This window comes from Pseudomonas sp. Os17, from assembly GCF_001547895.1.
Lineage (GTDB): Bacteria > Pseudomonadota > Gammaproteobacteria > Pseudomonadales > Pseudomonadaceae > Aquipseudomonas.
Window position 1 is genome coordinate 2,620,118 of record NZ_AP014627.1, and the last position, 19,675, is coordinate 2,639,792.

General features: G+C 64.0%; 26 protein-coding genes and 1 pseudogene. 12 read left to right on the top strand and 15 right to left on the bottom strand.

The genetic code is table 11. From position 1 onward, the window contains the following. Positions 1 to 3 precede the first annotated feature (3 nt). Positions 4 to 579, top strand: a complete 576-nt coding sequence (locus tag POS17_RS11800) for a GNAT family N-acetyltransferase (RefSeq protein ID WP_060838710.1) — start codon at positions 4 to 6, stop codon at positions 577 to 579. 36 nt (positions 580 to 615) lie between these two features. Here the strand turns inward: POS17_RS11800 and POS17_RS11805 are convergent, their stop codons facing one another. Both POS17_RS11805 and POS17_RS11810 read right to left on the bottom strand, forming a co-directional pair. Beyond that, positions 616 to 1,050: a hypothetical protein gene (locus POS17_RS11805; RefSeq protein WP_060838711.1), complete on the bottom strand. Its 435-nt coding sequence runs from the start codon at positions 1,048 to 1,050 to the stop codon at positions 616 to 618. A gap of 4 nt (positions 1,051 to 1,054) precedes the next feature. Further along, the gene (locus POS17_RS11810) at positions 1,055 to 1,384 is read right to left on the bottom strand and encodes a cyclic-phosphate processing receiver domain-containing protein (RefSeq protein ID WP_060838712.1); all 330 of its coding nucleotides are present in this window, start codon (positions 1,382 to 1,384) and stop codon (positions 1,055 to 1,057) included. A gap of 438 nt (positions 1,385 to 1,822) precedes the next feature. On the opposite strand from POS17_RS11810, the gene POS17_RS11815 reads away from it, so the two are divergent. The 5 genes from POS17_RS11815 (at position 1,823) to POS17_RS11835 (ending at position 5,543) form a co-directional block, all read left to right on the top strand. Further along, positions 1,823 to 2,611: a hypothetical protein gene (locus tag POS17_RS11815; protein WP_060838713.1), complete on the top strand. Its 789-nt coding sequence runs from the start codon at positions 1,823 to 1,825 to the stop codon at positions 2,609 to 2,611. A gap of 47 nt (positions 2,612 to 2,658) precedes the next feature. Continuing rightward, the gene (locus POS17_RS11820) at positions 2,659 to 3,288 is read left to right on the top strand and encodes a DMP19 family protein (RefSeq protein WP_060838714.1); all 630 of its coding nucleotides are present in this window, start codon (positions 2,659 to 2,661) and stop codon (positions 3,286 to 3,288) included. Between the two features lie 57 nt (positions 3,289 to 3,345). After that, positions 3,346 to 3,792 (top strand): NUDIX hydrolase, encoded by a 447-nt coding sequence (locus tag POS17_RS11825; RefSeq protein WP_173655892.1) that lies wholly within the window; start codon positions 3,346 to 3,348, stop codon positions 3,790 to 3,792. Positions 3,793 to 4,001: 209 nt separating this feature from the next. Then, a complete protein-coding gene (locus POS17_RS11830) occupies positions 4,002 to 4,697 on the top strand; it encodes an OmpW/AlkL family protein (RefSeq protein ID WP_060838716.1) in 696 nt (231 codons plus the stop codon). A gap of 222 nt (positions 4,698 to 4,919) precedes the next feature. Further along, positions 4,920 to 5,543 (top strand): cell wall hydrolase, encoded by a 624-nt coding sequence (locus POS17_RS11835; RefSeq protein ID WP_060838717.1) that lies wholly within the window; start codon positions 4,920 to 4,922, stop codon positions 5,541 to 5,543. Positions 5,544 to 5,564: 21 nt separating this feature from the next. Here POS17_RS11835 and POS17_RS11840 read toward each other — a convergent pair whose 3' ends face one another. Continuing rightward, positions 5,565 to 5,906, bottom strand: coding sequence for a hypothetical protein (locus POS17_RS11840; protein WP_060838718.1), 342 nt, complete (start codon positions 5,904 to 5,906; stop codon positions 5,565 to 5,567). 44 nt (positions 5,907 to 5,950) lie between these two features. Then, positions 5,951 to 6,352, bottom strand: coding sequence for a GFA family protein (locus POS17_RS11845; RefSeq protein WP_060838719.1), 402 nt, complete (start codon positions 6,350 to 6,352; stop codon positions 5,951 to 5,953). Positions 6,353 to 6,608: 256 nt separating this feature from the next. Here POS17_RS11845 and POS17_RS11850 point away from each other — a divergent pair, with 256 nt between their 5' ends. Next, positions 6,609 to 7,070, top strand: coding sequence for a methyltransferase family protein (locus POS17_RS11850; protein WP_060841918.1), 462 nt, complete (start codon positions 6,609 to 6,611; stop codon positions 7,068 to 7,070). A gap of 128 nt (positions 7,071 to 7,198) precedes the next feature. After that, the gene (locus tag POS17_RS30915) at positions 7,199 to 7,438 is read left to right on the top strand and encodes a hypothetical protein (protein ID WP_082729854.1); all 240 of its coding nucleotides are present in this window, start codon (positions 7,199 to 7,201) and stop codon (positions 7,436 to 7,438) included. Between the two features lie 38 nt (positions 7,439 to 7,476). On the opposite strand, the gene POS17_RS11855 is transcribed toward POS17_RS30915, so the two are convergent. The 3 genes from POS17_RS11855 to POS17_RS11865 form a co-directional block, all read right to left on the bottom strand. Beyond that, entirely contained in the window at positions 7,477 to 8,646 is a 1,170-nt protein-coding gene (locus tag POS17_RS11855; protein WP_060838720.1) for a hypothetical protein, read from the bottom strand. A gap of 92 nt (positions 8,647 to 8,738) precedes the next feature. Then, positions 8,739 to 9,152 (bottom strand): hypothetical protein, encoded by a 414-nt coding sequence (locus tag POS17_RS11860; RefSeq protein ID WP_442963167.1) that lies wholly within the window; start codon positions 9,150 to 9,152, stop codon positions 8,739 to 8,741. 242 nt (positions 9,153 to 9,394) lie between these two features. Continuing rightward, positions 9,395 to 10,015: a TetR/AcrR family transcriptional regulator gene (locus POS17_RS11865; protein WP_060838721.1), complete on the bottom strand. Its 621-nt coding sequence runs from the start codon at positions 10,013 to 10,015 to the stop codon at positions 9,395 to 9,397. Between the two features lie 93 nt (positions 10,016 to 10,108). Here POS17_RS11865 and POS17_RS11870 point away from each other — a divergent pair, with 93 nt between their 5' ends. After that, positions 10,109 to 10,456, top strand: coding sequence for a darcynin family protein (locus POS17_RS11870; protein ID WP_060838722.1), 348 nt, complete (start codon positions 10,109 to 10,111; stop codon positions 10,454 to 10,456). A 91-nt stretch (positions 10,457 to 10,547) separates the two neighbouring features. Here the strand turns inward: POS17_RS11870 and yfcF are convergent, their stop codons facing one another. Then, positions 10,548 to 11,180 (bottom strand): glutathione transferase, encoded by a 633-nt coding sequence (gene yfcF / locus POS17_RS11875; protein WP_060838723.1) that lies wholly within the window; start codon positions 11,178 to 11,180, stop codon positions 10,548 to 10,550. Positions 11,181 to 11,307: 127 nt separating this feature from the next. On the opposite strand from yfcF, the gene POS17_RS11880 reads away from it, so the two are divergent. Together POS17_RS11880 and POS17_RS11885 are read left to right on the top strand one after the other, a co-directional pair. After that, complete coding sequence (locus POS17_RS11880; protein WP_060838724.1) at positions 11,308 to 11,841, top strand: GNAT family N-acetyltransferase; 534 nt, start codon at positions 11,308 to 11,310, stop codon at positions 11,839 to 11,841. Positions 11,842 to 11,916: 75 nt separating this feature from the next. Next, the gene (locus POS17_RS11885) at positions 11,917 to 12,246 is read left to right on the top strand and encodes a hypothetical protein (RefSeq protein WP_060838725.1); all 330 of its coding nucleotides are present in this window, start codon (positions 11,917 to 11,919) and stop codon (positions 12,244 to 12,246) included. Positions 12,247 to 12,590: 344 nt separating this feature from the next. Here POS17_RS11885 and POS17_RS11890 read toward each other — a convergent pair whose 3' ends face one another. Next, positions 12,591 to 13,487 (bottom strand): DMT family transporter, encoded by an 897-nt coding sequence (locus POS17_RS11890; RefSeq protein ID WP_060838726.1) that lies wholly within the window; start codon positions 13,485 to 13,487, stop codon positions 12,591 to 12,593. Between the two features lie 108 nt (positions 13,488 to 13,595). Between POS17_RS11890 and POS17_RS11895 the strand changes: the two genes are divergently transcribed. Then, complete coding sequence (locus tag POS17_RS11895; protein ID WP_060838727.1) at positions 13,596 to 14,930, top strand: aminotransferase-like domain-containing protein; 1,335 nt, start codon at positions 13,596 to 13,598, stop codon at positions 14,928 to 14,930. A 52-nt stretch (positions 14,931 to 14,982) separates the two neighbouring features. Here the strand turns inward: POS17_RS11895 and POS17_RS32680 are convergent, their stop codons facing one another. From POS17_RS32680 to POS17_RS11920, 6 genes and pseudogenes are all read right to left on the bottom strand, one after another. After that, positions 14,983 to 15,846 carry a methyl-accepting chemotaxis protein gene (locus tag POS17_RS32680; protein ID WP_414159969.1) on the bottom strand — a complete coding sequence of 288 codons (864 nt, stop codon included), beginning with the start codon at positions 15,844 to 15,846 and terminating at the stop codon, positions 14,983 to 14,985. Continuing rightward, positions 15,841 to 16,611, bottom strand: a pseudogene (locus POS17_RS32685) (MCP four helix bundle domain-containing protein); the annotation flags it as partial. The gene POS17_RS32680 and the pseudogene POS17_RS32685, both read right to left, overlap by 6 nt. A gap of 245 nt (positions 16,612 to 16,856) precedes the next feature. Next, positions 16,857 to 17,738, bottom strand: a complete 882-nt coding sequence (locus POS17_RS11905; protein ID WP_060838729.1) for an alpha/beta fold hydrolase — start codon at positions 17,736 to 17,738, stop codon at positions 16,857 to 16,859. Between the two features lie 87 nt (positions 17,739 to 17,825). After that, entirely contained in the window at positions 17,826 to 18,347 is a 522-nt protein-coding gene (locus POS17_RS11910; protein WP_060838730.1) for an alpha-ketoglutarate-dependent dioxygenase AlkB family protein, read from the bottom strand. Between the two features lie 55 nt (positions 18,348 to 18,402). Continuing rightward, the gene (locus tag POS17_RS11915; protein WP_060841920.1) at positions 18,403 to 18,720 is read right to left on the bottom strand and encodes a hypothetical protein; all 318 of its coding nucleotides are present in this window, start codon (positions 18,718 to 18,720) and stop codon (positions 18,403 to 18,405) included. A gap of 106 nt (positions 18,721 to 18,826) precedes the next feature. Beyond that, the gene (locus POS17_RS11920; RefSeq protein WP_060838731.1) at positions 18,827 to 19,552 is read right to left on the bottom strand and encodes a murein L,D-transpeptidase catalytic domain family protein; all 726 of its coding nucleotides are present in this window, start codon (positions 19,550 to 19,552) and stop codon (positions 18,827 to 18,829) included. Positions 19,553 to 19,675: the final 123 nt, after the last annotated feature.

A 19,675-nucleotide genomic window follows, 5' to 3' on the forward strand; every position in this document is an offset into this window, starting at 1 on the left:
GATATGAGCGACTTTCCGGTTATCCGTACCCCACGCCTGATCCTCAGGGAACTGTGCCCGGCCGATGTCCCGGCGTTGTTCGCGATTCACAGCGATGCCGAGGCCATGCAGTGGTTCGGCACCGACCCCATCACGGATGACCGGCAGGCCGAGCAATTGCTGGCACTGTTCGCCGGTTGGCGGAGCTTGCCCAACCCGGGCGTTCGCTGGGGCATCGAGCGCCAGTCCGATCCCGGCCTGCTGGGCACCTGTGGCCTGTTCAAATGGAACCGCCAGTGGCGCAGCTGCGCCATCGGTTTCGAGCTGGCGCGTGCAGCGCAAGGGCAGGGGGTGATGACCGAGGCGCTGGAGGCCATCCTCGACTGGGGCTTTGCCCGCATGGCGTTGAATCGGATCGAGGCCCAGGTGCACCCGCAGAACCTGGCGAGCCTTAGGTTGCTGGAGCGGATGGTGTTTGTTCGCGAAGGGCTTTCCCGCCAGGCGGGGTATTGGCTGGGAGCTCATCATGATCTGGTGCAGTACGGCTTGTTGAGGGCCGATTGGTCCAGCCCGGCGCCGCTCGCCGCGCATGTTGTGTAACTGCGTGGCGTGACAATCAAGCCGGTGCTGGCACCTTCAGCGGTGGCCCGGCGTCGCTACATCGCTGTCCTCGACGGGCTCCAGGTGGTGGTAGGAGGGAAAGACCTTCCGCTGGCTGATCTGCAAGCCTGTTGGTGGTGCGAGCCCTTGGGTTTTACTGGAGTCCCAGGTCCGACGTTCGCCGCAATAGGTATGCACCACTTCCGAGCTGTCCCAGAACAAGCGCTCCAGCAGGGCTTCGTATTCGGCCAGCCACGAATCCTCGAAGTCATAACTGCCTTTGGGGGCGCAGGCGAAGTGCAGCATATGCCCGTAGTAGCAATGCCCCCGGCTGTGGGGCAGGAGGCTGAAAAGCGCCCTGGTGATCTGCGCCCCGGTCACTGGCAGGCTGTGCAGAACCGCGCGATTGTGCGCTTCGGCGGCCGGCGAAGGGTCAAGGCAGTGGATGTATCCGTACAGGTTGCCGCTCATGGGCTCAGTGGCCTCTGTTGTCGGTGGGTTGGCGGCATCCGTTGTCGCGGGCCAGCCGATTGATCGCTTGCACCCCCGCGCGCATCTTTTCCACGGCGGAGGCATTGGCCGAGTGGATATGAATCTGCGGCGGACAGAACCCCTGCAGCGCCACCGCTTCTTCGATCCACAGGATCACGTCGTAACCGGTGCCGCGCGCGTCATCTCCGAGGTCGTGGTCGAGGCTGATCTGTTCGACGCCGCCGTCTTTGAGCAGCGCGATGACTTCGTCCGGCCAGTAGGTGCGAATCCAGCCGGGCGGGGTCTGGCGTTCGTCGTCGAGGTAGATTTTCATGGGCCTGTTTACTCTTTCAAATGCAGTTCAAGCATCGGCGTCGTTCGCGATGACATGATCGCGTTGGTCAACGCCTGCTCATCGCAACCTGCGCCGGAGCGCTAGCAGGAGCGCGGCAGCGGATCACCCAGTAAGCCCCCTGGGGGCAGAGCTCGCAGGACTGAATGACAAAACGCTCGGGCTTTCCATCGTTGATCATGCCGTCATGCATGGCGAGCACCAGGGCACAGGCTTGTTGGGCTGAAAGCATCGCTGGGGGCTTTACGTTGAGGGGGCGGATGAATTTTCGACCCGTTGTATAACCCGATAGTGCGCAAGAAGCCATTACCCCGCTCAAGGTGGCGCAGGTTTTTTCCAGCAGTGGATTAGTCCGCCGCAGTTGTGTAGAAACGCTCCATTATTCAATCCGGCACCCGCTGCCAACCCAGGTGGAACCCAATGCGGCCTAATGCCGAACTCCGATTGTTTGCACTGCCGGCATGCGCCGGTCTGGTCTATGCCGTGACCAAGGGCCTGATCAAGGGCTGGAATGGTACGCAGCTGTTTTCCGGGTTTCTGTTTGGCAGCGTGATTGCCATGGTCCTGGGCATTCCCCTGTTGCTGTGGATGGACCGGCGCTGGCCGCAAGCCAGGACGCGCTACCTGTGGCTTGGCCTGATCCTGAGTCTGGTCGCTACCTTGCTGGTGCGCACCTCGTGGACGCAGTTGTTGCTGTTGCCGCTGGCCGGCGGGTTGCTCCTGGGCGGTCTGTACAGCCTGCTGATCCGCGGTATCGAGCAACTGTCTGTGCCGCTTCATGGGCGGGCGCGGCAAGGGTGGCGGGTTCTGGCCGTGCCGCTGTCAGGGGCGCTGACCCTGGGCGGGGTGGCGGTGACGCTCTATCCGAAGGGGGAGCAAAGCCTGGCGGTTTTCTCGCTCGGGGCGCTGATCGGCGCGTGGCTCTCGATGCTGGTCAGCTGGCCGATGCTGTGGCTGGTGGACCGTTTCCTTGCCACCGGCTGGCGCCATGTAATCGGTGGCGGGCTCAGTGGCCTGTTGATCTGGCTGCTGTCCGGGGCCCCGGGATTGTTCGCCGGATCACTGAAGGGGGCCTCGGGGCTGGACTACTGGGTCCCCTTGTTCAACCGGGGGATCTTTCCGTTCCTGCTGCTCGGGCTGCTGGCCGGGGTGCTGTTCTCGCTGCTCAACGGCATGGGCCCGCGGCGCCCCGTGGCCGCTGGCGAGTAATCCGCCGGCCCAGCGCCATTGACCCTCTTTATGCAAGGATCTGCTCGATGAACCTCAGCCCCATCACCCATGTCAGCTTCGACGCCGAAATGCTCTGCCTCGGCTGGGCCGATGGCCTGCACCTGCGGCAGCCGTTGAGTCGCTACCGATTCCTGCAAGAGGCCACGCCCGAGCAGCGGGTGGACTTTCAGATCGAGCACCGAGGGCGTCGGGTGTCCTGGCCGCAGTTGGCAGAGTCGGGTGTCAGCGTCGAGGCCATCGATTGGATTTGGGAGCACCTGTGCAATGAGTCCATGGCGCGCTTGCAGGCCGTGGAGTGGCAGCTCGACCGGTTGTCGGCGGACGATCAAGCCATCGTCGCGCTCTGGCGCCTGGAGGCGGACGGTTACAACGGCGGCTTCCTGCAGTTCTTCTGCAATTGGGGCGAGCAGACCTGTGAGCTGGCGCTGGACACCCTGGCGGCCATCGGTGCGCGCAACACCCGCAGGCTGGTCAGCCGCCAGCGGCAGTTGCTCGGACCTCTTGAACATCACCCGCCACTGCAGCGGTTGTGGGACCTTCCCGAGCTGCTGAGCGACGAGCAGCATGAGTTGATCAGCGGCGAGCTGGACGAGCAGCTGTGGTCGGCGATGGAGGAGGTGCCGGCGTTGGCGGTGAAGTATTTTTACCTTGGTTGATGCTCGCTGCGCTGTGTTCTAATGCCGCGCCTCGTACCGGCAAATGGACTTTATCCCGTGTCTGAACCCCGTATTCGCGCGCTCGCGCTGTGTGTCTTCCACCACCAGGGCAAGATCCTGGTCAATCAGTTCGTTGATGCCGACACGCAACAGACGCTGTTCCGGCCGCTGGGCGGCGGTATCGATTTCGGCGAGCACAGTGCCCGGGCGATTGTCCGCGAGGTGCAGGAGGAATTGGGACAGTCGATCAGCAACCTGCGCCTGATCGGCACCCTGGAAAGCCTGTTCACGTTCGCCGGCAAACCCGGCCATGAAATCGTCCAGGTCTACGACGCCCGCTTCGACGATCCGAGGGTTTACCAGCGCGCCCATCTCGATGCCCGGGAAAGCGACGGCGCCCCGTTCGTTGCCCGCTGGCATGACAGCCGCAGCTTTAGCGAAGGCTCGCCGCTGGTTCCCCAGGGGCTGGGCGAGTTGCTGAAGAACGCCGGGTTGCTCGACTGAGCCAAAACAGGCTCGCTTGCCCTGTGGCGCCTGCTCCTGGCCTGGCGCCACGAAACACCTCGCAATGCATCCCCGGGCTGATTGGCCACGGCCTATGTCATTCGGCAGATGTGCGCGCGTACCCGCTTCTCGATACTCGAGCCTCCCTGGCACAGCCCGCCGTGATCACGACTGGCGGGTTGGCCGTTGTTCGAGTAGTGGAGTGATGCATGCGTAAATTGACCCTTCTGAGTACCAGCCTGCTGTTGTCTGCCCTGGCCGTTTCCACGGCCCAGGCCTTCGAGGCCGGCGACATTATTGTCCGTGCCGGCGCGGTGACGGTGGACCCGCGCGAGAGCAGCTCCAGTGTCAAGGTCGATCGCGGCGCCCTGGCCGGCACCAGCCTGGGCGGCAAGGCCAGCCTGGGCAGCGATACCCAATTGGGCCTGAACTTCGCCTACATGCTGACCAACCATCTGGCGGTGGAACTGCTGGCGGCGACCCCCTTTGAACACAACGTGAGCCTCAGCGGCACCGCCGGCGGTATCGCCGATGGCAAGCTTGGCTCCCTCAAGCACCTGCCACCGACCCTGAGCCTGCTGTACTACCCGATGCACAGCAAATCGGCGTTCCAGCCCTATGTGGGGGCGGGGCTCAACTACACCTGGATCTACGATGAAAAGGTCGGCAGCCGGGCTTCCGCCGCCGGTTTCGACAACTTCCGCGCCGGCAATTCCTGGGGCTGGGCGGCACAAGTGGGCATGGACTACATGCTCAGCGACCGGCTGATGCTCAATGCGCAGATGCGCTACATCGACATCAACACCGATGCCTATGTGAACAACAGCCAGCTCGGGGTGCGCTCCAAGGTCAACGTGGATGTCGACCCGTTCGTGTACATGGTGGGGTTGGGCTACAAGTTCTAGGTGATCAGCCGGGGCGCTGCGTCGAGGTCCAGCGTCCCTGGCCCGGTGAGCATTTTTCGAGGGAATGTTTTGGTGGCGCCATGGTCGACTCGATATGGCCCTCTCATGACCCGTCGCTTGTCGCCGACGTGCCCATGCGCCGGCCACGGTGCGCGGCTCTGTCGCTTGAAGGCTCAGGGCTGGCGTTGACCCAGGGTCCATGACTTGTTGGAAGAGTCGATCATGCACTTCATTGCAAGGCTTACCTGCTACGGTTTGATGCTCTACATCGCCCAGCTCCTGGCCGCCGAGCCGCAACCTGCGGTCCAGGAAGTCGCCAAGAACAAGGCTCAGGTCCTGGAGCAGAAGGTCGCGGACAAAGAGAGTCCCAAGGCCGAGCCCCAGGCGGCCCCCATCACCAGGACGGAAGTCCAGGCTGTGGATCCCGCCGGACAGGCACCGGTGGACGATGCCATCACCTGTCTGTCGCGGACCCTGTATTGGGAAGCCAAAGGAGGGGAGTCTGCCGATATGGAAGCGGTGGCCGATGTGGTCCTGAACCGCCTGGGTCATGAGGGTTTTCCGTCTACCCTGTGCGAAGTGGTCAAGCAAGGCTCGGAAAAAAGTCCCTGCCAGTTCTCCTGGTGGTGCGATGGCCGTCCCGACCAGGTGCAAGAGGAGGGGCGTTATAGCCTGGCCAAGGAGATTGCGCGCAAGGCGCTGAATCAGCAGCTCAAGGACCGCACCGGCGGCGCCCTGTACTTTCACGACCGCAGCGTTTCACCGCAGTGGGCCAAGAGCTACATCAAGACCACTGAAATCGGCAATTTCCTGTTCTACAAACCCAAGGACCTGGCGGCGCGCTAGCGGCGCCGGGCGCGGTGGTATTCAGTTTGTCGGACGGTGCTGACGCAGCCAGCGCTTGCCCAGGGGCGTCAGCCGGTGTCGGATGGATTGGCTGAAGCGTTTTCGAGAAACCTGATGCAGCAGGGTTTCGCACAGCTCGCGATCCAGTGGAAAGCCTGCCTCCAGCCATGTCACGGCACGTTGCGCCCAGTATTCCGAGTCGGACTCCAGGGCGGTCAGCAGCAACTGGCGCAGCTCGACCGCCTGGGGCAGCGGGTGCTTGATATCCAGCTCGGCCAGGGCGCCGGGCAGGTTGGCCGCTACCGACTCATAGGGGCTTTCCAGCAGCGGCAGTAGCCATACGTAGCACCAGTGCTGGCTCATCTGTTGGGCAATCCTTCAGGTCAGGGGCACGGCTGCGCCCGGGGTCAGGGCAGTTGCGGGTAGTGATCGGTGATGGCATGCCAGCTGGCCTTCATTGCCACGCAGTGGTGCTTCTGCTTGGGCGCTGTGAAGGGCGTATCCAGGGTGGCGATGGCGATTGAAATCCACTCGGCGTATTCGCCTCGGGCATCTTGCCAGAACAGTGATGAGCCACAGTGGCAGCAGAACTGGCGCAGCACGCCAGGGGAGGACTCATAGCCCTTGAGGGCGGCGCCGGAGTCGCTGACGTGCAGATTCGCGCGCGGCGTGCTGGCGTAGGAGGCAAAGGCCGCGGCGTGGCCTTTCTGGCACTTGCGGCAGTGGCAGTGGGCGACGGCTTTCAACGCGCCGGATACTTGATAAGTCACCGCGCCGCACAGGCAGCTGCCTTGATGGGGGATTTGCATGCTGAGGGTTTCCAGAGTGTCGGGGCCGGCGCTGCTACAACCTGTTCGGTCGGGGGCTCAAGCTGGTGCCGGGCTATCAAGTCGAAGCCCGGAGGATGTACAACTGCGCGCTGATGCTCAAGTGGGCAGTGCCGGTTTGCAAGGCATTTGCTGTTGCATCATTGAGCGAGGGTAGGAGGTGCCGGGCGATGGACAACCCCTGAGGCCAGGGATCCGCCGCTTGGCGATTGCGCAGCATTTCGAGGGAAGAAGCATGATGCAGGCACTGGAAAACAGGGTTCCGCCACCGCTGGTCGCGCTGGCGTTCGGCGGGCTGATGGGCGGCGCATCGCTAGGGCTGCCGGGACTTGACCTGGCCTGGAGCACACGCCTGTTGTTGGCGCTGCCTGTGGTCGGGGCGGGGCTGCTGTTCGTCCTGGCGGGCGGAATCTCGTTCCGGCGTGCCCGGACCACGGTCAACCCCTTGAAACCCGAAGCGGCCTCAGCGTTGGTCACGTCGGGCATCTACCGCTACACCCGCAACCCGATGTATGTCGGCTTTGCCCTGTGGTTGCTGGCCTGGGGGCTGTACCTGGCCTCGCCCCTGGTGCTGCCGGGCGTCCTGGGCTTTGTCCTGTACATGAACCGTTTGCAGATCGCTCCCGAAGAACGGGCGCTCGAGCAGTTGTTTGGCGCTGATTTTGCGGACTATCGACAGCGCGTGCGGCGCTGGCTGTGAGCCTCGGCTGGGACCGAATGGCGGTGGCGACTTTCTTCCTCGCCAATTCCTCGGTGTTTTCAGGCTTGGGGTTGATCCTGTGCTCGATCTTCAAGATCAGCCAGGCAACTCACTCAAGGACATACATCATGAATCAGCAAAACCGCGACAACCGGGCCAATCAACTGAACCCTAACAACCCTGCCTACCGGAGTTCACGGGGGGAAGGCAGTGCGGTTACGGGCAGTGGGAAACGCCCCCGGGATGCCCGAGGGGATATCCAGAACTCCAACAAGGGCACCCCAGGTACCAACCCCATCTATGACAAAGGCCAGGGCAATCGTGGCAAGCAACTGAATCCCAACCAGTCACCGTCGAAACCTCAATGACCAAGGCTTTGGGGCCGGAGTTATGCCGGCCCTTTCCTTCAGGGCAGGGGATGACCCAGAACCATGAGCGCTTTGCGGTACTCCTGCGGATAGGTGGAGAATACTTCGCCGATCAGTTGCGCAGGCAGCCCCAGCCGTAGCATCTCTTTCTGCAGAAAACGTGTTGTCTCGGCGAAGTGCAGCATTTGCCGCAGGGCATCGATTTCACTCCCTCCCTGGTAATCGGCTATGCCTTGCAAGGCGGCAGCCCTTATCGCGACTGCCTCGGCGAGTGAGCGCACGCTGGTGAGGTTAGGCCGGCCTTTGCCGCCGTTGATCCAATCACGCAGCAGGCGCTGTTTGGAGGTGATGTCCCGGACTTTGCCCTGATGGTACTCATGCTGTGCCCAGAGTTCGCCAAGGGCTGCTGTGTCAGAACATCCCGCTAGCCGGCCGAAATGTTTAATACAGTCGTCGAGGGGGTTGCTCCACTCCGATGGGGTAGACGTCAGTCTTGGCAGCCAGCGTACCAGTGGCTGGGAATCCTCCATGCTGCTCAACTGCATCAGATCCCCGTTCAACACCACGGCATCGGCGGTCAGCCAGGCTGCAAAACGCAGCAATGTGGCGACGCAATCCGCCAGTCTCGTATGCATAAAGTCGGCATGACTGGTCAGCGCCTGATCGTCGAGTTTGCTTGCCAGCAATGCCTTGATCCGCGCCCTTGAACTCGGCGTGCCCAGGTCTTCGGCCAAGGTGGAGTCGGCCAGCAGTGCCAGTTTTGCCGCGCCGCTTGAGGCGCAAGGCAGCAGCTTGCACGCCAGGTGCCACTCTGTCTCGAGTTTGTCTTTCCAATAGTCCACACATTGTTTGCTGTTGAAGAGCGGGCTTCCCATCAAACCCGACCATTCAGCGTAGGGGCGCCATAGCGCATCCTTGTGCCGAATCTCTTGCTGCAGTTGTGTCAGCGCGGGACGGCCTTGCAGCATCTTTTCCAGTTTGAGCTTCTGGGTTGGGCGCATGTCCCTTATGAGCTGACAGCCAGTAAACCATTTACTGAAGGTTTTCCAGGTCAGCCAGCCAGGCCGATGCGCCTGTTCATACAGATTCCGTTGCAAGGTCGACATGTGGAGCAGGTCGAAGACGGTGGTCAGGGGCAGGAAGTACAGACAGCCCTGATAGTGGGGAACCAGGGCCTCTTGATCGGCGATTGGCAGGTTGGAATCCATTCCTCGCTCCTGATGACGCTGGGCAGTCCTATTGGTGCATCATCTTACGCCGCTTTGCACCGTGGAGCGGCCCGGCACAGTACTGGTCCGTATCAAGCCGCCACTTGCGCCTGAATCTGCAACTGGCCATCCACGTCTTGAACCAGGCCACTGGCGACGAACAAGGGGAGCAGCCGTTTGTGCAGCTCGGGTTCGACGAACTCTTTCACGGTCGTCAGGTCGAGGTCGCCGCTGCTGGGCAGTTCGGCCTTGGTGAAGGACAGCCAGGCCTTCTTCAGGGCCAGCAGCACGTCGCTGCCGGCGGTGGTGGCGAAGCGGCGGTTGGCTACCTTGCCGGCAAAGTTGAAGCTGTGCGGGTGCTCGTAGCCTGTTTCGTCACCCTGGCTGGCGACGCAGCGGCCACAGGTGCAGGGGCCGTCGGCGAAGGCGGCGCGCAGGTAGCTGTTGAAGTCGACGATGGGCTTGAGGGCCAGGCGCTTGTCGACTTCGAACAGGTCACCGGTCATTTTTGCTTCACTGCTCAAGGTCAGGTTCCTCAGGGTCGGGCGGTGTATTTCCAAGGGGCGCACCATACCAGCCGGATCGGCGCACGGGTACTTTTCTGGCGTTGTCCGTTGCCGCTGGCGAGGCTGCGATCGACCGGGATTGCCTGCGTTCCTGGCATGCCTGTCCCTGGCCGGCACCGGCTTTGCCCGGCATCTGTTGGTCGGTCCAGGTCGGCCGAAGAGGCCTGCGCCGCACCGGCGGATCATTCCCCGCTCAGCGCCAGGTAGCCGCGGATGGCGCGCATGACCCGGTGCTCCAGGTTCAGGGCATCGGTTTCACCTCGCTCACCCGCGGCGTCAATCATGCCGTGGGTCAGGGCGAACAGGTCATGGGCCACCGTGGTCACGTCATCGAGCACCCATGGCGCATCGGCCAGTTGCAAGGCCTCGACCAGGGCTTGATGAATGACCTGGGCCACTCGCTGATGGCGCTCCTGCAACGGCAGCCGCCGTTCCTCGAAATCGATGACCCGGGCCAGTTCCGGCCGGCGCAACTGGTGGGCCACCGCGGCCTGGACCATGGCGCGGATGCGCTCCAGGGCGCCGCTGAGATCGCTGGCCGCCTGGATGTCGCGCAGCAGTTGCGCGGTCTCGCGCTCGATCAGAGCCACGGTCAGGGCATCACGATTGGGAAAGTACTGATACAGCGAGCCGATGCTGACCCCGGCCCGTTGCGCCACGGCATTGGTGGAGCAGGCAGTGAGCCCCTGGGTTTCCAGAATGCGAGCAGCGGCTTCCAGAATGGCCTCGACGGTGTGCGCCGAACGACGCTGACTCGGGGCTTTACGCGGGTTCAAGGGGGGAGCGACAGGGTGTTTTGACATGGCGCCAATGCGAGTTTGAAAGGTGAGTGATGACTCGTATTCTGCTGGGGCAAATCCTATCTCTCAACCCTTTGTTCGTCAGGAGTCAACACTATGTCTGTCGCCGTGCTCAGCGTATTCATGCTGGTCAAGACCACCCCGGAGTGGCTGGGATTCTCCGTCGAGGAGCGCTTTCATCTGATGCGTACCCAGATGGAGCCGATTCTGCAGAAGCACTCGGCAGAGGTGTCCATGCGCTTTTTCGATATCGAGTTCTATTCGGCCCGGGTCACCGATCTCTGGTGGTGGCAGGCCAGCAGCCATCACGCCTATGAGCTGTTGGTGGAAGAACTGCGGGAAACGCCGTTCTGGGATCGCTACTTCTCGATAGTGGAAATTCTTCCCGGCGTAGAGAACGCCTATGCCAAGAACTATGACCAGCGGCCGTTGCTGGCCTCCTGAGGCGCCTGTCGCATCGTTCCATGCACCCTCCCGGCTGGCCGGGAGGGTGTTTGCCGTCTACCGCGTTGCCGACACCTTCAGCCGCTGGCGGCTACAGCGCCGGGCGTGGCAGTTGCAGCCATTCCTGCACCGCCGGGTGCTGCCATTGGCGGCGGGCATAGTCCACCAGGCGCGCCGGCATCGGGTCACCGTTGAGAATCAGCCGGTTGAGCATCAGCGCCAGGTCGACATCGGCAATCGACCACTGGCCGAACAGACAGTCACGACCCTGCGCCAACAGCGCTTGCGCCGTATCGATCAGCTTGGCCACCGCCGCTTGGGCGGGTGGCGACAGAGGTTCGCCCTTGCAGCCATAGAACACCACCAGGGTCGAGCGCTCCTGGCGGATCGGCAGCAAATCGCTACGCAGCCAGGCCTGGACCTGGCGGGCCTTGGCTCGCTGTTGTCGATCTTGGGGATAGACGGGTATTTCGGGGAACAGCTCCTCCAGGTATTCGGTGATGGCCGAGGATTCGGACAGGGCAAAGCCGTCATGCACCAGGGTCGGCACCCGCTGGGTCTGGGACAGCCGGGCATAGTCCGGGGCGCGATTCTCACCGGCATCGAGGTCAAGGGGGATGAGTTCGAAGTCGATGCCTTTTTCCCGCAACGCCACGAACACTGACAGGGCATAGGGGCTGGTGAACTGGGCATCGACGTACAGGCGTGGACGGGCGTCGGTCACGGCGGGATCTCCAATGGGGGAACGGACACGCTAAGAGATCCCGGGCGATAAATAAAATGCGCGATTTTTATCCGTGCATTCCCTTCTGGAATACTGAGCCGGCCAAGCACAATCCAGGGAGCACAGGATGCCTTTATTCGAAACCCCGCGCCTGATCGGGCGTCCTCTGACCCGGGACGATTTACCCGCACTGACCGCGATTCTCAGTGATCCCCTGGTGATGCAGTACTCCCTGCGCGGGGTCTGCGACGAGCAGGCCACCGGCCAGTTCATCGACTGGTGTCTGGAGTGCTATGCCGAACGGGGCACGGGCCCCTGGGCCCTGGTGGAGAAGTCCAGTGGCGAGTTGGCAGGGTTCTGCGGCGTCAGTCCGGAACAGGTGGGCGAGGTGCAAGAGCTCAACCTGGGGTATCGCCTGGCCACGCGCTTCTGGAATCGGGGGCTGGCGGTGGAGGCGGCCCGGGGTGTGCTGCGGTGGGTCTTTTGCCAGTGGCCTTTGGCATCCGTCGTGGTGATCATCGAGCCGGACCACGGCGCCTCCCTGCGGGTAGCGCAGAAGGCCGGCTTCAGCGCGTTCCGCGAGATCGAGTTTCATCAACGACCGGTGCGCCTGTACCGCATGACTGGCCAGCAGTGGCAGGCACTTTGCCTTGATCGATAAGGCAATCTGCTGGCCCCGCACTGGCCGAGGTATCGGCAAAATCACTTTATTTTCAGGTGGTTAGGTGACCGATAAATGCGCCATGTGTTGATAACGCTGACTTCCTGCGCCCTGCTGGGCGGGGCCGGGATGGCCCAGGCCAGAGAGCTGCAGGCCAATGACCGTTATGTTTGCAGTTGGGGCGCTGGCACTGCTGCCCGGGCTCAGGAGCTGAAGTTGTCCGGGGTGTCGCTGTACGCGGCGCGGCAGAAGATCCAGACCTACAAGTTCAGCAAGGGCTGGATGCGCATGATGGCCCTGGGGATCACCGAGCAGACCTACGACAGTGCCTCGCGGATCAGGCCCGAGGCCCTGCGCAAAAGCTTCTACGAGGATTGCGTGCGTTACAAGCTGGCCCGGCGCTAGGGTCACGCAGGCGCTCGGGGATGGGCGAGCGAGAGCGGGAAGATGCTTCTGATCCGTATTTTTCTCGCGTATCTGCGTCTGTTATCAGAACAGCCGAGGTTTGAAAATGGCGCGCCCGTCCGGCCTCCCGGCTGGAAACCGGGCTCGCTGCACCGCACACCTACTGTTCAGGAGGCCTGATGACTAAGATGGCGTTTTTCTTGTTTGGATTTTTAGCCTTGACCATCGCAATCGGTGCGCTTGCCACTATCTCTCCGACCTAGACCCCAAGCCGTTTGCAGCACCCGTCGCCAGGTAAGGCGCAAGCAGTGGCAGGCCTCTTGAGCCTGCCACTGTCGTTTCTGTCACTTGGCCCAACGCTTTGCCCCGGCCACGCAGAGGATCACCGCCAGAGTGACCCCGAGCATGCCCAGGCTGACCTGTTCGTGCAGCAGGCCGGCGGCCAGGGCCAGACCGAAGAACGGCTGCAGCAACTGCAGCTGGCCGACGGCGGCGATCCCGCCTTGAGCCAGGCCGCGGTACCAGAAGACAAACCCGATCAGCATGCTGAACAGCGAGACGTAGCCCAGGCTGAACCATGCCGGCAGGCTGATGCCGCCGAAGTCGGGCGGGGCGCTGAACAGGGTCAGCGCGGTCATGATCGGCAATGACAGCACCAGGGCCCAGCAGATCACCTGCCAGCCGCCCAGGGTCCGCGACAGCTTGGCGCCTTCGGCATAGCCCAGGCCGCAGACCAGCACCGCCAGGAGCATCAGCGCATCGCCCCGCGGCGAGGCCGTGAGGCCCTGGGACAGGGCGTAGCCCACCACCAGCAGGCTGCCCAGCAGGGAAAACAGCCAGAACACCGGGCGCGGTCGCTCGCCGCCACGCAACACTCCAAACACGGCGGTGGCCAGAGGCAGCAGGCCAAGAAACACGATGGAGTGGGCCGAGGTCACGTATTGCAGGGCCAGGGCGGTCAGCAGCGGAAAGCCCAGGACCACCCCCAGGGCGACGATACCCAGGGGCAGCAGTTGCCCCGGGCTCGGGCGCCTTTCCTTGAACAGCAGCAGGAGACACAGGGCCAGAACCCCGGCGAGGCTGGCGCGGACCACGGTGAGGAACAACGGCTCGAACTCCAGCACCGCGACCCGGGTTGCCGGCAGCGAGCCGCTGAAGATCAGCACCCCGATAAAGCCGTTGAGCCAGCCGCTGGCGGAGGATTGCAGGGCGGGTGATTGCAGGTTCGATGTTCGTGCCATTGAGGGAGTGCTCATCAGATGAGGGGCCGCGGCGGCGGAGCTTGTGTCGAAGGCATCCTAGGATCGAAGATCAGCACAATCAAAAAATTGTCATGGATACAGCGCCCTATGGCCCGTGCTCGCTACAAGCAACTGGTGGATGCCTTTGCCGCCGACATCCGCGCCGGGGTACTGGCCCCGGGCACTCGCCTGCCCACCCATCGCCAACTGGCGGCGCGGGAGGGGCTGGCGCTGGTCACCGCGTCCCGGGTCTATGCCGAGCTGGAAGCCATGGGCCTGGTCAGCGGCGAAGCCGGACGCGGCACCTATGTTCGGGAAACCGCCCTGCCTCCAGGGCAGGGGGTGGATCAGCCGGTCGCCACGCCGGGCACGCTGGACCTGAACTTCAACTACCCGGCGCTGCCCGGGCAGGCGGAGTTGCTGCGCAACGCCTTGCGCCAGTTGGCCTTGGCTGGCGATCTGGAAGCCTTGCTGCGCTACCAGCCGCACGCCGGGCGCGCCCATGAACGGGCGACGCTGGCCCGCTACCTGGCCGGTTGCGGGCTGACGGTTGCGGGCGAGCAGGTGTTGATGGTCAGTGGCGCCCAGCACGGCCTGGCGACCACGGTGATGGCGCTGCTCAAGCCCGGCGACGTGGTGGCGGTGGATGCCTTGACCTACCCCGGGTTCAAGGTGGTGGCCGAGGCCCATGGGCTGGAGCTGGTGGCCATTCCCCTGGGCGACCAGGGCCCGGACCTCGACGGTCTTCAAGCGCTGTGCCGACGGCGGCGGGTGCGCGCGGTGTATGCCATGCCCACCCTGCACAACCCCATGGGCTGGGTGCTGGACCTGGCCTGGCGCCAGCGGCTGGTGGCGCTTGCCCGGGCCCATGGGCTGCTGATCATCGAAGACGCCGCCTACGCCTTCCTGGCGCCCAGCCCGCCGCCGCCCCTGGCCGCCCTGGCGCCGGATCTCACGGTGTACGTCTCGGGGTTTTCGAAGAACGTGGCCACCGGCCTGCGGGTCGGTTACGTGGTGGCGCCCCTGCAGTGGGTGCCGCCGATCGAGCGCGCGATCCGTGCCACCACCTGGAACACTCCGGGGGTGATGACTGCCCTGGCCTGCGCCTGGATCGAGGATGGCACCGTGGCGCGGCTGGAGCAGGAAAAACGCGAGGATGCCAGGGCCCGTCAGGCCCTGGCTCGGGAGGTCATGACCGGGCTGGCCTACGTCAGCCATCCGAACGCCTACTTCCTCTGGCTGCCGTTGCCCGAGGAGGTCCGGGCCGATCAGGTGGTCATGGCACTGCTGCGGGAGAACGTCTCGGTGTCCACCGCCGAGCCCTTCGTCGGCGCCGGGCCGGTGCCCCACGCCATTCGCCTGGCGTTGGGCTCGGTGGACATGGCCGATCTGGGCCTGGCCCTGGCCAAGGTCCGGCAAGTGATTGGCCGCTACGCGTTCTGAAGCGGCAAGCTTTGAACTTGAAGCTTGCCGCTCGAAGCTTGCAGCGGCCTTTTCAGAGCTTGAACTGATTCACCAGGGCGTTGAGGTCCACTGCCAGGCGCGACAGCTCCTGGCTGGCGGCGTTGCTCTGGTTGGCCCCGGCCGAGGTCTGGGTCGAGAGGTCGCGGATATTGATCAGGTTGCGATCCACTTCCCGGGCCACCTGGGCCTGTTCTTCGCTGGCGCTGGCGATCACCAGATTGCGCTCGTTGATCATGGTGATGGCCTGGGTGATCTGGTCCAGGGCCAGCCCAGAGGCGCGGGCCGCCTCCAGGGTCAGGTGTGCCCGCTCGTTGCTGTTGCGCATGGCGCTGACCGCGCCCTCGGTGCCTTCCTCGATGGTGTTGATCATGCTTTCGATTTCCTGGGTCGACTGCTGGGTGCGATGGGCCAGGGCCCGCACTTCGTCGGCGACCACGGCAAAGCCGCGTCCGGCGTCCCCGGCCCGGGCAGCTTCGATGGCGGCATTGAGGGCCAGCAGGTTGGTCTGCTCGGCGATCGAACGGATCACTTCCAGGACCTGACCGATATTGCGCACGTCCACCGCCAGGTGCTCGACCTGTTCACAGGTCTGGGTCACGTCCGTCGCCAGTTGGCCGATGGAGTCCACGGTGTGCTGCACCTGTTCGCGGCCGTGGTGGGCGGTGCGGTCGGTTTCCTGGGAGGCTTGCGAGGTGCTCACGGCGTTGCGCGCCACTTCTTCCACCGCCGCGGTCATTTCGTTGACGGCGGTGGCGGCCTGTTCCACTTCATTGCTCTGCTGGTGCAGGGTCTGGCTGGAGTGCTCGGTGACCGCGTGCAGTTCTTCAGCGGCCGACGCCAGCTGGTTGGAGGAGTCGGCAATGCGTTGCAGGGTGCCGCGCAGGCTGGCCTGCATGGTCTGCAGGGCTTGCAGCAGGCGCGCCGGTTCGTCCTTGCCACTGACCGTGATGCTCTGGCCGAGGTCGCCGTTGGCGATGGTTTCCGCCACGGCCACGGCCTGGCCCAGGGGCCGCACGATGCTGCGGGTCAGCAGCAGGGCCAGGGCGATGGTCAGGGTCACCACGACCAGCATGATCAGCGCGACCATGCCGATGGCGCCATGGAACACCTCACTGGTGTGTTCGGCCGCGGCGACGCCCCCCCGGGTGTTGGTGTCGATGATCTGGAGCAGCTCTTTGAGCATGGTGTCGGCGTTGGCCAGGTACGGGCCGGCGTCGACGACATCGATGGCGGCTTCCTTCTGCCCCTGGCGCACCAGTTCCACCACCCGGTGCTGGTCCTTGCTGTAGGCCGCCTTGGCGCCGAGAAAGCGTTCATAGGCGCTGCGCTCCTCGGCCTCAGTGATCAGTTTTTCGTAGACGCCTTGCTGGTGGGCGAGCTGCTCGTCGAGCTCGCCGACGCGCTTGAGCAGCGCCTGGACATCGTTGTTGTCACGGACCACCAGCATGCGCAGGGTGATGGTGCGGATCTGGGTGCTGGTCAGGGCCAGGGCGTTGGCGGCAACGATGGATGGCTGCCAGTTCTGGTCGACCTCAAGGGATTGCTGGTTCATGCGCTGCATTTCCAGCAATGAGAACCCCCCCAGGCCCAGTGCCAGCAGGGCGATCAGGGCGAAGCTGAACCCTGCACGGCGGGAAATGTTCATCGTTCTCAAGAGCATGACTGTGTTCCTTGTGGCGGCAAAAAGTACAACCGGCGACAGGCATCGCGGTTTGCATCAATGCGGCGCGCGTTGGAGCAGGCTCCATGGCGCCGTCGGTCTTTTGCACACAAGGCGGGGTGGCAGGCGCGTCTGGGCGGCGCCTTGTCCAGGGGTTCCGGGGTGATCGGGATGCACGGCCCGGTCTGGGAAACCGGGCAATGATATCACGGTGACATCTATTCTGGGGGCCTGCGGCGGGGTTTTCAGCGGCCTTCGTGGTGCACAAACCCGAGGATGGCTCGAGCGCTGGCTGCCGGGTCGACTTGCATGAAGCAGTGCTGGCCCTCGATGACCTGCGTGCTCAGGTGGCGATTGAGAGTTGCCCAGCGCTTCACCGAACGGGCCACGTAGGGGTAGCTGTCGCGACCGTGGATCACCAGGCTCGGGGTCTGCACCTGGCGCAGGGAGCGCCACAGGTGCCGGGGGAAGCTGCTGAAGATGTCCACCTCGCGCTCGGGAGCGCATTTGAGTGCCACGCCCTGACCGTCGTCCTTCAGCGCGTGCTCGACATAGGCGTTCAGGGCGTCTTCGCTCCAGCCCTTGAAGATTCCCCGGTTGGCCAGGCTGGCCCTGGCCGCGGCGCGGTCCGGCCAGTGCTGGCGTCGAGCGGCGGCCTTGCGCGCCAGGCTGTGGCGGCGATTGAGGCCCAGGGCCGACAGCAGCCTCAGGGAACTGATCATCGACGGGCTGAAGATCACCGGATCCAGCAGCACGGCCTTGCGAAACAGCTGGGGGCGTTCGGCCAGGATCAGGCTGGTGAGCACCCCGCCAAAACTGTGGCCGACGGCGTAGCACGGCACGTCGGCGTAGGCCCCGCGCCCGGCCTCGAACGCCTCGGCGGCCAGCTGCGCAGTGCGGTTCCAGCCACGAAACGGGCCGCCATGGTCACTGTCGCCATGGCCCTGGACATCGCTGAGCCACAAGTCGAAGGACTCGGCCAGCAAGGCCAGCAGCGGACGATAGGCCATGGAGCAGAAGCCGTTGCCGTGGAGAAAGTGCAGCAAGGGTTTGCCCGAAGGTTCGGAGCGCAAGCCGCGCAGGGTGAAGCCTTCGGGGCACGGATAGGACCAGGGAAGCAACTGCATGGGGCCTCTTGGAGAGCGGTGGGCACAGGCGGGCATTGTCGATGGGGGCGGGCGCGAGTCAAGGGTCGGTCCTGACCGCGTCCAGCACTATTGCACCTTGAGCAGGCGAAACGACAGGCTGATGCGTTCGCCTGCACCTGGCGCCTTGGGAATCGCGTGCAGCCAGTGTTTTTGCAACTCGTCGGACATGTGCAGCAGCGAGCCGCTGGCCAGTGTGTAGTCGAAGGTGGCAGCGCTTTCCTTGTGTCGGAACACCATGGCCCGCGGGTGGCCCAGGGAGACGATCACCACCCCGGTGCCTTCCACCAGCTGTTCGTTGGCGTCGGAATGAAAGCCCATGGAGGACTGCCCGTCCGGGTAGAAGTTGAGCAGGCAATTGTTGGGACGAAAGCCCAGTCGTTGCTCGATCGGCTCGCACAGCTGTGCCAGGGCCTCGGGCATCGGCACTGCCGGGTAGGTGATCTGCGAGTAGTCATAGGGCGCGCCGAAGCTGGCGGTCTTGCGGGCACGCATGCGCTCGTCCCATTGCACGTCCTGCTTGAGGTGGTTGAACAACCGCTGCGGGTCGGCGATGAAGTCGGGAAAAAAGTCGATCTCGGGTGGATTCATAAAAGCGCTGCCTGTGGGGGAAGGAGGGCTATTGCCAGAGGGCAGGGCCCGGTCCTTATCGGTCCGTGATGTGTGCCTGGAGGGTGCCGCCTGCCACCGACTGGATGAAGTGCGCGGCCCTGGCGCCCAGGTCCGCTGCAGAAGCGCGGATCAGCAAGACCAGGGGCTCCCGGGACAGCGGGTCGATGTCCAGGCGTTGCTCGGGGGAGGCGCGCAGTATCAGGGTCAGCTCGGTCCACTGCTCGTCGTCGGGGGTTCTGCTGTCGCCATCGGAGTCCACATTGCAACCGGCGCCCCACAGGTGTTCGGCGACTCGGTAGAAGGCCGGGCGTGGTCCGGGATGATGGATAAGCAGGGAGGGCGCTGAAGGCATGAGGTCCGGCTCGAGCGAGGTGGCGTTCCAGGTCGGCAACGGTATCTCGTCGCCGGCGCTCGGCGCAACCCGGCAGCGGGCTGGCCGCCGCGCTCAGCGCCTTTGTTCAGCCGCCATTGGCACTGAGGATGCTCGCCACCTGGCGCGGCTGGCAGTTGAGGTAGGCCGAGGATTTCAGCCAGCGCTGGTCCGGGTACCAGGAGAACATGAACTGGCCATCCTTGAGCTTGTCTATCACCTGGCGCGCCACTTGCGGGCGTACCGCCGGGCAGCCCTGGCTGCGGCCGATGCGGCCCTGGCGCTGGCTCCACAGGGGGTTCACGTAGTCGGCGGCATGGATCACGATGTCGCGGTCGCGGGCGCGGTCGTTGAAACCGGGCTCCAGTCCGTCCATGCGCAGCGAGTAGCCGTGGCTGCCTTCGTAGCTCTCCTGGGTGCGGAACAGGCCCAGGCTGGACTGGTAGCTGCCCAGGCGGTTGGAGAACTGGGTGGCGAAGTTTTCCCCGGACTTCTGGCCGTGGGCCACCAGGTCGCGCAGCACCAGTTTCTTGCTGCGCAGGTCGAAGATCCATAGGCGTCGTGCGGTGGACGGTTGCGAGTAGTCGATCACCGCCAGGTGCCGGGCCTGGCGAGCGCCGCTGGCGACTGCGCATTGCATGGCGCTGAGGGCACTTTTCAGGGCCTGGGGATTGAGTTCCGGTGCGGCGTGGGCGAGGCTGGTGTACAGCGCGGGGCTGGCGGCGGGGCGGGGTTTGTTGGCGGCGAAGGAAGGACTGCAAATGGCGCCCAGGGCAATGGCCGCCAGGCAGAATCGGCACAAGAAGGTCAACATGTATAGTGCATCCCCATGGTCACTTTGGCTCCTGACGTCCTGTCGTTCCCCCGGCAGGCTGGTCTATATATTCAAGGCCCTGGCCTGATTGACTTCCCCATCTGCCGTAACGATTGGCCGTCA

Coding starts and splice junctions, on each gene's coding strand:
- POS17_RS11840 (WP_060838718.1), bottom strand. CDS start 5,906: ATGAGCCAGCACTGGTGCTACGTATGGCTACTGCCGCTGCTGGAAAGC.
- POS17_RS11880 (WP_060838724.1), top strand. CDS start 11,308: ATGCCTTTATTCGAAACCCCGCGCCTGATCGGGCGTCCTCTGACCCGG.
- POS17_RS11915 (WP_060841920.1), bottom strand. CDS start 18,720: ATGCCTTCAGCGCCCTCCCTGCTTATCCATCATCCCGGACCACGCCCG.
- POS17_RS11910 (WP_060838730.1), bottom strand. CDS start 18,347: ATGAATCCACCCGAGATCGACTTTTTTCCCGACTTCATCGCCGACCCG.
- POS17_RS32680 (WP_414159969.1), bottom strand. CDS start 15,846: ATGCAGGCCAGCCTGCGCGGCACCCTGCAACGCATTGCCGACTCCTCC.
- POS17_RS11855 (WP_060838720.1), bottom strand. CDS start 8,646: ATGGATTCCAACCTGCCAATCGCCGATCAAGAGGCCCTGGTTCCCCAC.
- POS17_RS11830 (WP_060838716.1), top strand. CDS start 4,002: ATGCGTAAATTGACCCTTCTGAGTACCAGCCTGCTGTTGTCTGCCCTG.
- POS17_RS11815 (WP_060838713.1), top strand. CDS start 1,823: ATGCGGCCTAATGCCGAACTCCGATTGTTTGCACTGCCGGCATGCGCC.
- POS17_RS11845 (WP_060838719.1), bottom strand. CDS start 6,352: ATGCAAATCCCCCATCAAGGCAGCTGCCTGTGCGGCGCGGTGACTTAT.
- POS17_RS11865 (WP_060838721.1), bottom strand. CDS start 10,015: ATGTCAAAACACCCTGTCGCTCCCCCCTTGAACCCGCGTAAAGCCCCG.
- POS17_RS30915 (WP_082729854.1), top strand. CDS start 7,199: ATGAATCAGCAAAACCGCGACAACCGGGCCAATCAACTGAACCCTAAC.
- POS17_RS11805 (WP_060838711.1), bottom strand. CDS start 1,050: ATGAGCGGCAACCTGTACGGATACATCCACTGCCTTGACCCTTCGCCG.
- POS17_RS11920 (WP_060838731.1), bottom strand. CDS start 19,552: ATGTTGACCTTCTTGTGCCGATTCTGCCTGGCGGCCATTGCCCTGGGC.
- POS17_RS11870 (WP_060838722.1), top strand. CDS start 10,109: ATGTCTGTCGCCGTGCTCAGCGTATTCATGCTGGTCAAGACCACCCCG.
- POS17_RS11905 (WP_060838729.1), bottom strand. CDS start 17,738: ATGCAGTTGCTTCCCTGGTCCTATCCGTGCCCCGAAGGCTTCACCCTG.
- POS17_RS11890 (WP_060838726.1), bottom strand. CDS start 13,487: ATGGCACGAACATCGAACCTGCAATCACCCGCCCTGCAATCCTCCGCC.
- POS17_RS11810 (WP_060838712.1), bottom strand. CDS start 1,384: ATGAAAATCTACCTCGACGACGAACGCCAGACCCCGCCCGGCTGGATT.
- POS17_RS11860 (WP_442963167.1), bottom strand. CDS start 9,152: ATGACCGGTGACCTGTTCGAAGTCGACAAGCGCCTGGCCCTCAAGCCC.
- POS17_RS11850 (WP_060841918.1), top strand. CDS start 6,609: ATGCAGGCACTGGAAAACAGGGTTCCGCCACCGCTGGTCGCGCTGGCG.
- POS17_RS11820 (WP_060838714.1), top strand. CDS start 2,659: ATGAACCTCAGCCCCATCACCCATGTCAGCTTCGACGCCGAAATGCTC.
- POS17_RS11885 (WP_060838725.1), top strand. CDS start 11,917: ATGCGCCATGTGTTGATAACGCTGACTTCCTGCGCCCTGCTGGGCGGG.
- POS17_RS11895 (WP_060838727.1), top strand. CDS start 13,596: ATGGCCCGTGCTCGCTACAAGCAACTGGTGGATGCCTTTGCCGCCGAC.
- POS17_RS11835 (WP_060838717.1), top strand. CDS start 4,920: ATGCACTTCATTGCAAGGCTTACCTGCTACGGTTTGATGCTCTACATC.
- POS17_RS11800 (WP_060838710.1), top strand. CDS start 4: ATGAGCGACTTTCCGGTTATCCGTACCCCACGCCTGATCCTCAGGGAA.